The sequence below is a fragment of the Teichococcus aestuarii genome (assembly GCF_042651065.1).
Classification (GTDB): domain Bacteria; phylum Pseudomonadota; class Alphaproteobacteria; order Acetobacterales; family Acetobacteraceae; genus Pseudoroseomonas; species Pseudoroseomonas aestuarii.
Map to the genome: position 1 here is coordinate 1 of NZ_JBHSCH010000099.1, position 11,443 is coordinate 11,443.

Sequence of the window (11,443 nt, forward strand, 5' to 3'; positions counted from 1 at the left end):
ACAATGCTGATGCTCGCGGCAGGGACGGAGGCGGTCTGGGCCGGCACCCTTGGCACCGGCGGGCTGCTTGCGTGCACCATCCTGGGCCGCCGCGCCGCCCTGCTCACCACCGCGCCGGCCGAGAATGGCGAGGCGCTCCGCGCCACCGCGCTGATGGCGGCCGAGGCGCTGCGCGCCCGGCTCGCCGCGCTGCGCCCGAAGCCCTGGGCGCCGGACCGCGCCGCCGCCCTGGCCGCCCTGCAGGCCTGGGTGCCGCAGAACCCCGGCGGCTTCGCCAGCCTCTATCTGGCCGATGGCGTGGAGCACCAGGCACAGGGGGATGGCTTCACGCCGCTCGCCACGGCCCTCGCCGCCGCCGGCCCGCTGACCCTCGCCCGCGCCGAGGGCCGCGCCACCCGCCTGCTGCTGCCGCCCCGCGCTGAGCCGGACCGGCTGCACCTCGCCCTGCGCCAGACCCCCGCCGCCATGGCGGGCGAGGTGGCGGTGCTGGCCCGCACCGGCGATGGCAGGGCGCTCGCCCGCGCCATCATCCCCGTGGCCGCCGGAGGGGAGGCGGGCGAGGCGGCGCTCGACCTGCCGATCGAGATCCGCAACCAGATCACCCGGCTGGAGATCGAAGGGGAGGAGACGGCCGGCGCCGCCGTGCTGCTGGACGAGCGTTTCCGCCGCCGCCCCGTCGGGCTGGTCGGGCCGGTGGAGCAGGGCGCCTCCACGCCGCTGATCGGCCCGCTCTACTACCTGGAGCGGGCGCTGGAGCCCTATGCCGAGCTGCGCCAGGGGGGTGTCGCGCCGCTGCTCTCCCGCCAGCTCGCCGTCATGGTGCTGGCCGACCGCCCGCTGCCCGAGGGCGCCGAGCGCGCCGCGCTCGCCCGCTGGGTGGAGGAGGGCGGCACGCTGATCCGCTTCGCCGGGCCGCGCCTGGCCGAGGCGCCGGACCCGCTGCTGCCGGTGCGCCTCCGCGCGGGGGAGCGGCAGCTTGGCGGCGCGCTCTCCTGGGAGCAGCCGCAGGGCCTCGCCCCCTTCGCCGACAGCTCGCCCTTCGCCGGCCTGCCCACCCCGGCCGAGGTGGCCATCTCCACCCAGGTGCTGGCCGAGCCGGGGCCGCAACTGTCGGACCGCACCTGGGCGCGGCTGGCCGACGGCACGCCGCTCGTCACCGCCGAGGCGCGCGGGGCGGGGCGCATCGTGCTGTTCCACGTCACCGCCAATGCCGAGTGGTCCAACCTGCCGCTCTCCGGCCTGTTCATCGACATGCTGCGGCGGGTCGTGGCCCTCTCCTCCGGCGTGGCGGGCGCCGAGGGCAGCCAGCCGCTGGCGCCGCTGGAGACGATGGACGGCTTCGGCCGCCTCGGGCCCGCGCCGGGCGGGGCGGGTGCCATTCCCGCCAACCGCTTCGCCGAGACGGCGCCGGGGCCGCGCCACCCGCCCGGCTGGTATGGCGTGCCCGGCGAGGGCGGCGAGCGCCGCGCGCTGAACCTTTCCGCCAGCCTGCCCGCGCCGCGTGCCCTGGCGGCGCCGCCGCCCGGCACCGGCTTCCAGGTCATCGGCGGCGTGCCGGCGGAGCGCGACCTGGGGCCCTGGCTGCTCGCCGCCGCGCTGCTGCTGCTGGCGGCGGACCTGCTGCTCTCGCTCGTGCAGCGCGGGCTTATCGGGCGCGCGGCGCGGCTGGCGGCGCTGCCGCTGCTGGTGGCGCTGGCCTCCACCCCCGCCTGGGCGCAAGAAATGCCGCTGGCCACCCGCATCGGCTATGTCGCCAGCGAGGATGCCGGGCTGGACGAGACGGTGCGCCAGGGGCTCGTCGGCCTCTCGGACTACGTCAACCGCCGCACCGCCGCCGCGCTGGGCGAGCCGGTGGCCGTCCGCCCGGGGCAGGACGACCTCTCCACCCTGCCGCTGCTCTACTGGGTGATCACCGCCGAGACGCCGACGCCCGCCGGCGCCGCCGCCGGCGCGCTGAACGACTTCATGCGCCAGGGCGGCATCATCCTTATCGACACGCGCGGCGAGGGTTCGGGCGAGGGCTTCGCCCCCGGCGCCGCCGCGGCCTTGCAGCGGGTGACGCGGCCGCTGGCCATCCCGCCCTTGGCCCCGGTTTCGCCGGAGCATGTGCTGACCCGCTCCTTCTACCTGCTGCCGCCCGAGCTGCCGGGGCGCTTCGCCGGCGGGCAGGTCTGGGTCTCGCGGCAGGAGGACCGGGCGAATGACAGCGTCAGCCCCGTCATCATCGGCGGGCATGACTGGGCGGGGGCCTGGGCCGTCGATGTGCGGGGCAACAACCCCTACGCCGTCATCCCCGGGGGCGCGCGGCAGCGCACCCTGGCCTACCGCTTCGGCGTCAACCTCGTGATGTACGCGCTGACCGGCAACTACAAGGGCGACCAGGTCCATGTGCCGGCCATCCTCGAAAGGCTGGGGAATTGAAGGGTTCTTTTTTGGAAAAAAGAACCAAAAAACTTTTGTTCGTTGGCGCGGCACTCGCTGAGAGGCGGGACGCCAAACTTGAAAAGTCTTTTTGCTTCTTTTTCTTCAGAAAAAGAAGAAATGCTTCTTCTGCCTGCACAGCGGAGTAACCCCCATGCGCCAGGCCATCTCGGGACTCGATTTCGTGCCCATCCTGCCGCTCTGGCTGCTGGGGGCGCTGGCGCTGCTGGCCCTGCTGGCGCTGGCGCCAGCTCTGTGGCGGCGGGCGCGGGGCGCGGGCTGGCGGGCGCTCTCCTTCGCCGTGCTGCTGCTGGCGCTGGCCAATCCCCGCCTCGTCGAGGAGACGCGCGAGACCCGGCCGGACATCGCGCTGCTGGTGCAGGACCGCAGCGATTCCGCCCGCATCGGCCCTCGTGCCGCGCAGCTCGATGCCGCCCGCAGCGCCATCGAGCAGGCCGCCGCCCGCTTCCCCGACCTGGAGCTGCGCACCGTCGACCTGCCGGAGGGCGGGCGGCAGGGCACGCGGCTGTTCACCGCCATCGACCGGGCGCTGGCCGAGATCCCGCGCGCGCGGCTGGCCGGCATCATCGCCCTGACCGACGGGCAGGCGCACGACATCCCGGCCCAGCCCTCCTTCGAGGCGCCGCTGCACCTGGTGCTGCCCGGTGCCCCGGGCGAGACGGACCGGCGCATCCGCGTCATCGAGGCGCCGGGCTACGGCATCGTCGGCCGCAGCGTGGAGCTGCGCGTGGTGGTGGAGGATCTCGGCGCGCGCGAGACGGGCGGCGCCGTGCGCCTGACCCTGCGGCGGGACGGCGCCCCGCCGCGCGTGGAGAGCGTGCCGCTCGGGCGCGAGCACCGCATCACCCTGCCCATCGAGCGCGGCGGCCCGAGCGTGGTGGAGCTGACCGCCGAGGCGAGGGCGGGGGAGGTCTCGCCGCTGAACAACCGTGCCGTCGTCACGGTGAACGGGGTGCGGGACCGGCTGCGCGTGCTGCTGGTCTCGGGCGAGCCGCATTCCGGCGAGCGCACCTGGCGCCGCCTGCTGAAGGCGGACCCGAATGTCGACCTCGTCCACTTCACCATCCTCCGCCCGCCGGAGAAGGACGACCTGACGCCGCTGAACGAGCTGGCGCTGATCGCCTTCCCGGTGCGCGAGCTGTTCCAGGTGAAGCTGCGCGAGTTCGACCTGATCGTCTTCGACCGCTTCAGCAACCGCGGCATCCTGCCGCCGATGTATCTGCGCAACATCGCCGACTATGTGCGCGGCGGCGGCGCGCTGCTGCTCTCGGTGGGGCCGGAGTTCACCGGGCCGTCCAGCCTCGCCGGCACGCCGCTGGGGCAGGTGCTGCCCGCCCGGCCCGCCACGGCGGGCGCCGGCAATGGTGCCCTGGCCGAGGGCGCCTTCCGCCCGCGCGTGACGGAGGCCGGCACGCGCCACCCCGTCACCCAAGGCCTCGCCGGCGCCAATGCCGGCAATGCCGAGCCCGCCTGGGGCCGCTGGTACCGCCACCTCCGCGCCCAGCCGCAGAGCGGCGTGACGGTGATAGACGGCCCGGGCGGCGACCCGCTGCTGCAGCTGGACCGGGTGGGGGAGGGGCGCGTCGCCCTGCTGCTGTCCGACCAGATCTGGCTGTGGTCGCGCGGGCATGATGGCGGCGGGCCGCAGGCCGAGCTGCTGCGCCGCGCCGCCCACTGGCTGATGAAGGAGCCGGAGCTGGAGGAGGAGGACCTGACCGCCCGCATCGAGGGCGGCACCCTCACCGTCACGCGCCGCAGCGTCGAGGCCGGCGCGCCGCCCGAGATTGCCGTCACCGCGCCGGACGGCACGGTCACGCGCCGCGTGCCGCAGCCCTCGGGCGGCGGGCAGGCGGTGCTGGAGCTGCCCGCCGGCCTGCCCGGCGTGTGGCAGGCGAGCGATGGCCGCCGCACCGCCTTCGCCGCCGCCGCCGCCAACCCGCTGGAGATGGCCGACCTCCGCGCCGATGCCGGTGCCGCCCTGCCGCTGGCCCGCGCCACCGGCGGCGGCGCCCACTGGCTGGGCGCGGCCGAGGCGCCGGCGCTGCCCGAATTGCGCCGCGTGGCCCTGGGGCGGGATGCCACGGGGGGAAGCTGGATCGGGCTGCGCCGCAACCAGGACCATCTGGTGACGGGAATCGCCGCCCTGCCATTGCTGCCGCCCTGGCTGGCCCTGCCGCTGGTGCTGGGGCTGGCGCTGGTCGCCTGGCGGCGCGAGGGACGGTGATCGCGCCGCCACTTTGCCGCCATCCCCTGCGTTTCCTATGTAGGGTGTGGAGGGTCCAACCATGCGCCGCCTGATTCCGAGCCTTGCCTTGCCAGTCCTGCTGGCCGCCTGCGCCGCGCCCGGCCCGACGCTGGAGCAGCGGCTGGCCACCTTCATCAACCGCAGCGAGGGGGATCTGGTGGCGCAGCTCGGCGTGCCCGTCCGCAGCTACGAGACGGAGGGCCGCCGCTTCCTGCAGTTCGAGCAGCGGCAGACGGTGATGGTGCCGGGCGATCCCTGGGGCTATGGCTATTACGGCTATCGCCGCCCCTGGGCCGTGCCGTCCAGCTACGCGGTGGTGCAGTGCGACATGACCTTCGCCATCCGCAACGACCGGGTGGAGAGCTTCACCCTGCGGGGCCAGGGCTGCGGCTGACGCGGCGGCCGGCCGCCCCTGTGGCCCAGGATCGCGCCGGGTGGCTTCGCCGGGCGCCGAAAATGTTCTAGAGAGGTCGCCATGCGCCGTCTCCCGATGCTCGCCTCCCTCGCCCTGACGGGTGCCGCCCTGGCCGCCGGCCTGGCTGCCGCCCTGGTCCCTGGCCGGCCCGCCCAGGCCCAGGAGCAATACCAGCGGCTGCGCGGGCCGATGACGCCCGAAGCCCAGCCGCAGCAGCGCCGCGCCGAGCCGCCCGCCCTGCCGGGCCTGGCCGGCCGGCCCAGCGCGCCGCCGATCCCGGCCGAGGCGGGGCAGAATCTCGGCCCCAACGAGGCGCTGTTCGACGCCATCAACCGGGGCGACATGGCCGCCGCGCGCGATGCCATGGCGCGTGGCGCCGACCTCGGCGCGCGCAACATGCTGGGCCTGACGCCGATCGATTCGGCCGTGGACCAGGGGCGCAGCGAGATCGCCTTCTTCCTGCTGTCCTCGCGCGGGCCGGCGCCGATCAGCGTGCCGTCCCAGGCGGCCGCGCCCTCAACCCCGCCCGCCCTCGCGCGGGGCCCGGCGCCGCGCCCGTCGCCGGCGCCGCGCATGGCCGCCGAGCCCCGCCCGGCGCCCGTCGCGCCGCGCCTCTGGGCCGAGGATGGCGGCGCGCCGAAGCCGGACCGTGGCTTCCTCGGCTTCGACGCGGGGCGCCCGGGCGGCTGATCCCGCGGCGCGGGCGGTGGGTTGATCCCCACCCCCGCCGGAACGCGGACGCAACCCTGGGGCCTTTCCGTGCTTTCCTTCCCGCAGGGCTGCCGGCGCCGGCAGCCCCAAGAGCGGGAGGGCCTGACCCATGGCGGCACGACCTTTGCGCCGCGTGCTGATCTGGACCGGCATCCCGGCGCTGCTGCTCCTCGCCCTGGTCCTGCTGTGGTCCTGGGCCTGGTTCATCCCGCTGCTGGAGCGGCGCGCCGAGGCGGCGCTCGGCCGCCCCGTGCAGATCGGCGGGCTGGATGTCAGCCTCGGCCGGCTCACCGACATCACCCTCACCGACCTGCGCGTGGACAACCCGGAAGGCTTCCCGGCCGATCCGCCCTTCGCCGCCGTGCCGCGCCTGCGCGTGCGCGTGGACGTGATGGCCTTCATCCGCGAGCGCCGCATCGTGCTGCCCGAGATCGCCATCGACCGCCCCCGGCTGGAGGTGCTGGCCGATGCGGAAGGGCGGAACAACTATTCCTTCCCCGCCCTGTCCGGGGGCGACGCGGCGCCGGAGCCGGAGGCTGAACCGGGGCCGGCGCCGCAGATCGGCGAATTGCGCATCACCGAGGGGGCGGCGCATGTGGCGCTGGCGCCGCTGCGCGCCGACATGCAGGTCACCGCCGGGACGGAGCATCCGGAGGGGCAGCCCGCCCGGCTGCGCCTCGCCGCCGAGGGGCGCTACGCCGGCCAGCCCATCACCGGCCGGCTGCTGGGCGGCGCCGTGCTCTCGCTGCGCGATGCCGACAATCCCTGGCCGGTGGAGCTGACGGTGGAGAACGGCCCGACCCAGGTCAGCCTGCGCGGCACGCTGAGCGACCCGCTGCGCTTCGCCGGCGCCAATCTGCGGCTCGACTTCTCGGGCACCGACATGGCGCTGCTGACGCCGCTGACCGGCGTGCCCATCCCTGCCACGCCGCCCTACCGCATCACCGGCCAGTTGGACTACGCGGCGGGCGCCGTGCGCTTCACCGGCATGGAAGGGCGGGTCGGCCGCAGCGACCTGAACGGCGACATCGCCGTGGAGCCGCGCAAGGGCACCCGCCCGTTGGTGACGGCCACCCTGCGCTCCCGGCGGGTGGACCTGGGCGATCTCGGCGGCTTCGTCGGCGCCAAGCCGGGCGATGCGGCGCCGGCGCGCCGGCAGCGCGTGCTGCCCGACACGCCGGTGAACCTGCCCAGGCTGCAGGCCGCCGATATCCGCCTGAACTATGACGGCGCCCAGATCCTCGGCCAGGCCATGCCGCTGGACAATGTGCACGCCGAGCTGGCCATCACCGACGGCGCCATCGCGCTGAAGCCGCTGCGCTTCGGCGTCGGCCGCGGGCGGATCGAGCTTCAGCTCGACGCCGCGCCGGCCGAGGGCGGCGGGCTGCGCGCGAAGGCCGGGATCTCCTTCCAGCGCGTCGATCTCTCGCGGCTGATGGGCGTCACGCCGCTGGGGGAGGGCCAGGGGGCGATCGGCGGCTCCGCCCGCATCGAGACCCAGGGCCGCAGCGTGGCGGAGATGCTGGGGCGGGGCGACGGCGCCGTCACCCTCGGCATGGCGGGCGGCAACCTCTCGGCCCTGCTGGTCGATATCTCGGGGCTGCGGCTGGGCAATGCCATCCTCTCGGCGCTGGGCCTGCCCAACCGCACGCGGGTGCAGTGCTTCGTGGCCGATCTCGGCCTGCGGCGCGGCATCCTCTCCACCCGGACCGTGCTGGTCGATACCGAGGATGCGGTGATCAGCGGCCGTGGCGACATCAACCTGGCGCGCGAGACGCTGGACTATGCGCTGCGCACCGAGGCCAAGAGCTTCACCATCGGCTCCCTGCCCACGGACATCCTGATCCGCGGCCCGTTCCGCGACCCGAGCGTGCTGCCGGACCCGGTGGAGCTGGGGGCGCGGGGCGGGGCGGCGGTGGGGCTCGGCATCATCGCCCTGCCGCTGGCGCTGCTGCCCACCATCCAGCTCGGCATCGGCGAGGACAATCGCTGCGAGGGGCTGGCGCGGCGGGCGCGGTGAGGCCGCCCGCGCGCGGCCTCCGCCGGCCTCAGTCGCGCCGCTCGGCGGCCAGGTCCTGCCGCAGCAGGTCGGCATTGATGGCGAAGGCGGCCATGGTGCCCTGCGCCGCCGCGACGATGGCCATCTGCAGGTGCGGCGAGGAATCGCCGGCCGTGTAGAGGCCCTTCACCGCGGTGGAACCGTCATGCCCGGTGCGGAGCAGCCCGCCGCTGGTCAGCGTGCAGCCGAGCTTCAGCGCCAGCTCGCTGCGCTGCCGCTGCGGCATGGACAGGAACAGCCCGGCGCGCGGCAGCACGCTGCCATCGGCGAAGCGCAGCCCGCGCAGCCGGCCCTCCGCCGCCTCCAGCGCCACCAGCGGCGATTCCCGCAGCGCGATGCCGAGGCCGCGCAGCTTGGCGCGGTCCCGCTCCGGGATCTCGCTGCCACCGGTGCAGAGCACCAGGTCGTGGCTCCAGCCGCGCACCTCCAGGGCCATGCGGACCGCCTCGTGCCCCGCCCCGTGCACGGCGAGCGGCCGGTCACGCCGCTCGTAGCCATCGCAATAGGGGCAGTGCCACACGTCGCGGCCGTAGAGCTCGTCCAGCCCCTCGATGGCGGGAAGCTCGTCGCGCAGGCCGGTGGCCAGCAGCAGGCGGCGGGTGCGCAGCGGCGCCTCCCGCCCCGCCAGGGTGACGGCGAAGCCGCCCTCCGCGTCACAGGCCTCGGCATCCGTCACCGCCACCGGCGCCACCTGGATGCCGGGATAGGCCGCCAGCTCGGCGCGGGCGATGCGGCGGAACTCGGCCGGCGCGATGCCTTCCCGCGTCAGGAACCCATGCATGGCCGTGGCGCGGTCGTTGCGGTGCTCGCCCGAATCGCAGAGCAGCACGCGCCGCCTTGCCCGGCCCAGCAGCAACGCCGCGCTCAGCCCCGCCGGGCCGCCGCCGACGATCACCACATCCCATTCGTCCTGCATGTCCCTCAGCCCAGCATGGAGGAGATGTTGGAGCCGCCGGTCGGGTAGGCGGTCATCATCCGGGCGAGCGCGTCGGCCGTCATGCCGGCGCGCATCGCCACGGCGAAGACGTTGATCACCTCCGGCGCCTCCGGCCCCAGCAGGTGCGCGCCGAGGATCTGCCCGCTGCCCGGCGCCACCAGCAGCTTGTAGGCCGCCGCCGTCTCCCCGGTGCGGCGCACCGACTGGTAGCCGGCCATGTCGCCCTGCCGCACCTCCACATCGGGGTTGGCCGCGCGTGCCGCCGCCTCGGTCAGCCCCACCGAGGCGAGGGGCGGAATGGTGAAGACGGCGCTCGGCACCACGCCGTAATCCGGCTTGGTGTGGCAGCCCTCCAGCATGTTGCGCGCCACCACGGCGGCGTCGTGGCTGGCCACGGGGGTCAGCGCCGGCCCCTGCGCGGCGGCGTCGCCGGCGGCGAAGACGCGCGGGTTGCTGGTGCTGCGCAGATAGGGGTCGAGCGAGAGCCGGCCTTTCTCCACCGCCACCTGCCCGGCCTCCAGCGCCAGGTCCTGCAAGGAGGGGCTGCGGCCCAGCCCATGCACCACCAGCGCCGCCTGGAATTCCCGCCCGTTCTCGCAGGCGACGGCGAAGCCCGCGCCCTGGCGGGCAATGCGGCTCGCCTTGCAGCCCAGCGCCACCTCGATGCCGAGGCCGCGCGTGCGCTCCAGCAGCCGCGCCACCAGGTCCGGCTCGAACTGGGCGAGTGGCCTGTCATCGGCCTGCAGGATGGTGACGCGCGCACCGGCCCGGGCCGCCAGATGCGCGCACTCGAAGGCGATGTAGCCGCCGCCGACCATCACAAGGCTCTCCGGCATCGCGTCCAGCAGCAGGAAATCGTCGCTGGTGGCGAGCAGGTCGGCGCCCTCGATGGGCAGGTGGGCGGGAGCGGCACCGGTGGCGATCAGCACATGCCGGGCCGCCAGGCGCCGCTCGCCCACCGTCAGGGTGTCGGGCGCCAGGAAGCGCGGCTGGCCATGGATCGGCACGATGCCCGCCGCGCGCAGGGCGGCCTCGCGGTTCTCCGGCACCGGGTCGGTGAAGCTGTGCTTGAAGGCCTGGGCGGCGGTCCAGTCGAGGCGCAGCGCATCGCCGCCGGCCACGCCGTGCGGTGCCAGGTTGCGGGCGCGCTCGGTGGCCTCGGCAACCGTCCAGAACACCTTCTTCGGCTCGCAGCCGCGCAGGGCGCAGGTGCCGCCGAAATCGCGCGCCTCCACCACGGCGACCGACCAGCCCGCCTTCCGGCAGGTGGTGGCGACCTTGGTGCCGGCGCTGCCGGACCCGAGGACGACGAGATCGAATTGTTCGCTGTCCGGCATCAGAAGTTCCTGCGCGATGGGCAGGAAGGCAACACCGTGCCGGGCCGCAGGGTTGCCATGTCAGGAAAGGCACCGGTGGGGCAGGGGCGCCGCGGCGCCCCCGCCAATGCCTCCTTGCGGGGTCAGAGGATCCGCAGGCGGCCCAGGATGTAGCCGATGCCGGCGGCGATCGCGAGCGAGGTCAGCGGCTGCTCGCGCACATTGTCGCAGAGCTGGCCAAGGGCGTTCTCGGCCGAGCCCTGCGCCTGGTTGTACATGCCGCGGGCCTGGTAGTCGCGGTTGCCGGTCATGCCGCCCACGGCGTCCTGCACACGGCCAACGGTCTCGCGGGCGGCGCCGGTCACGCGGTTCTCGTCCATCTTTGCTTCTCCTGGTCATGGTGCCGCGCCGGCTGGCGCGGCGGACTGCCGGTTGAACGCGGCACGGGTTGATTGGATGCGTGTTGCGTGGCGCGCCGCCGCGTGCTGTGCCTGCGCCGCCATGACCTCTCTCCCGACCGGCTTTCCGCCCGGCGACCCGCCGGCCGACCGCATCACCCCGCCCGGCTGGCTGCGCCAGGGCGCCCCCGCCGCCGTGCTGGCCGCCCTGCCGGGGGCGCGCGCCGTGGGCGGCGCGGTGCGCGATGCGCTGGCCGGCCGCGACGTGCACGATGTGGACGTGGCCGCGCCGCTGCCGCCCGAGGCGATCGCCGCCCGGCTGCGCGCGGCCGGGCTGAAGGTGTTCGAGACCGGCCTGCAGCACGGCACCGTCACCGCCGTGCTGGACCACCAGCCGGTGGAGGTGACCAGCCTGCGGCGGGACCTCGCCACCGATGGCCGCCACGCCACCGTGGCCTGGACCGAGGACTGGCGCGAGGACGCGGCGCGGCGGGACTTCACCATCAACGCCCTGTCGATGGATGCCGAAGGGGCGCTCTGGGACTATTTCGGCGGCCGGGCGGACCTCGCCGCCGGCCGCGTGCGCTTCGTGGGCGACCCGGCGACGCGGCTGGCGGAGGATTATCTGCGCGTGCTGCGCTTCTTCCGCTTCCATGCCCGCTATGGCCGCGGCGCGCCGGATCCGGCGGCGTTGGCCGCCATCCGCGCCGCCGTGCCGGGGCTCGCCCGCCTCTCCGCCGAGCGGGTGTGGATGGAGCTGAAGCGCCTGCTGGAGGCGCCGGAGCCGGCAGGGGCGCTGGCGCTGATGCGCGAGGCCGGCGTGCTGGCCGCCGTGCTGCCCGAGGCGGAGGAGCTCGCGCCGCTGCAGCGCCTCGCCGCGCCGCCCGACCCGGTGCGGCGCCTGGCCGCGCTGCTGCGCC

9 protein-coding genes are annotated in these 11,443 nt (G+C 75.2%); 6 read left to right on the forward strand and 3 right to left on the reverse strand.

Annotation, left to right across the window (positions count from 1 at the left end):
• The 5 genes from ACFOY6_RS22630 to ACFOY6_RS22650 all read left to right on the forward strand — a co-directional run.
• On the forward strand, positions 1 to 2,421 hold a 2,421-nt coding region (locus tag ACFOY6_RS22630), incomplete at its 5' end, for a DUF4159 domain-containing protein (RefSeq protein WP_379652304.1).
• Positions 2,422 to 2,575: 154 nt separating this feature from the next.
• The gene (locus ACFOY6_RS22635; RefSeq protein ID WP_379652305.1) at positions 2,576 to 4,666 is read left to right on the forward strand and encodes a hypothetical protein; all 2,091 of its coding nucleotides are present in this window, start codon (positions 2,576 to 2,578) and stop codon (positions 4,664 to 4,666) included.
• 61 nt (positions 4,667 to 4,727) lie between these two features.
• Entirely contained in the window at positions 4,728 to 5,081 is a 354-nt protein-coding gene (locus ACFOY6_RS22640; RefSeq protein ID WP_109518851.1) for a hypothetical protein, read from the forward strand.
• An 81-nt stretch (positions 5,082 to 5,162) separates the two neighbouring features.
• On the forward strand, positions 5,163 to 5,792 hold the full coding sequence (locus ACFOY6_RS22645) for an ankyrin repeat domain-containing protein (RefSeq protein WP_146201967.1): 630 nt from the start codon (positions 5,163 to 5,165) through the stop codon (positions 5,790 to 5,792).
• A 130-nt stretch (positions 5,793 to 5,922) separates the two neighbouring features.
• The gene (locus tag ACFOY6_RS22650; protein ID WP_379652306.1) at positions 5,923 to 7,833 is read left to right on the forward strand and encodes an AsmA family protein; all 1,911 of its coding nucleotides are present in this window, start codon (positions 5,923 to 5,925) and stop codon (positions 7,831 to 7,833) included.
• Between the two features lie 28 nt (positions 7,834 to 7,861).
• Here the strand turns inward: ACFOY6_RS22650 and ACFOY6_RS22655 are convergent, their stop codons facing one another.
• The 3 genes from ACFOY6_RS22655 to ACFOY6_RS22665 form a co-directional block, all read right to left on the reverse strand.
• Positions 7,862 to 8,788 carry an NAD(P)/FAD-dependent oxidoreductase gene (locus tag ACFOY6_RS22655; RefSeq protein ID WP_379652307.1) on the reverse strand — a complete coding sequence of 309 codons (927 nt, stop codon included), beginning with the start codon at positions 8,786 to 8,788 and terminating at the stop codon, positions 7,862 to 7,864.
• 5 nt (positions 8,789 to 8,793) lie between these two features.
• Positions 8,794 to 10,146: a dihydrolipoyl dehydrogenase family protein gene (locus tag ACFOY6_RS22660; RefSeq protein ID WP_379652308.1), complete on the reverse strand. Its 1,353-nt coding sequence runs from the start codon at positions 10,144 to 10,146 to the stop codon at positions 8,794 to 8,796.
• Positions 10,147 to 10,268: 122 nt separating this feature from the next.
• Entirely contained in the window at positions 10,269 to 10,505 is a 237-nt protein-coding gene (locus ACFOY6_RS22665; RefSeq protein ID WP_379652309.1) for a CsbD family protein, read from the reverse strand.
• Positions 10,506 to 10,626: 121 nt separating this feature from the next.
• Between ACFOY6_RS22665 and ACFOY6_RS22670 the strand changes: the two genes are divergently transcribed.
• Positions 10,627 to 11,443 (forward strand): CCA tRNA nucleotidyltransferase (locus ACFOY6_RS22670; protein ID WP_379652310.1); only part of this gene is annotated, 817 nt, incomplete at its 3' end.

Coding starts and splice junctions, on each gene's coding strand:
- ACFOY6_RS22635 (WP_379652305.1), top strand. CDS start 2,576: ATGCGCCAGGCCATCTCGGGACTCGATTTCGTGCCCATCCTGCCGCTC.
- ACFOY6_RS22640 (WP_109518851.1), top strand. CDS start 4,728: ATGCGCCGCCTGATTCCGAGCCTTGCCTTGCCAGTCCTGCTGGCCGCC.
- ACFOY6_RS22645 (WP_146201967.1), top strand. CDS start 5,163: ATGCGCCGTCTCCCGATGCTCGCCTCCCTCGCCCTGACGGGTGCCGCC.
- ACFOY6_RS22650 (WP_379652306.1), top strand. CDS start 5,923: ATGGCGGCACGACCTTTGCGCCGCGTGCTGATCTGGACCGGCATCCCG.
- ACFOY6_RS22655 (WP_379652307.1), bottom strand. CDS start 8,788: ATGCAGGACGAATGGGATGTGGTGATCGTCGGCGGCGGCCCGGCGGGG.
- ACFOY6_RS22660 (WP_379652308.1), bottom strand. CDS start 10,146: ATGCCGGACAGCGAACAATTCGATCTCGTCGTCCTCGGGTCCGGCAGC.
- ACFOY6_RS22665 (WP_379652309.1), bottom strand. CDS start 10,505: ATGGACGAGAACCGCGTGACCGGCGCCGCCCGCGAGACCGTTGGCCGT.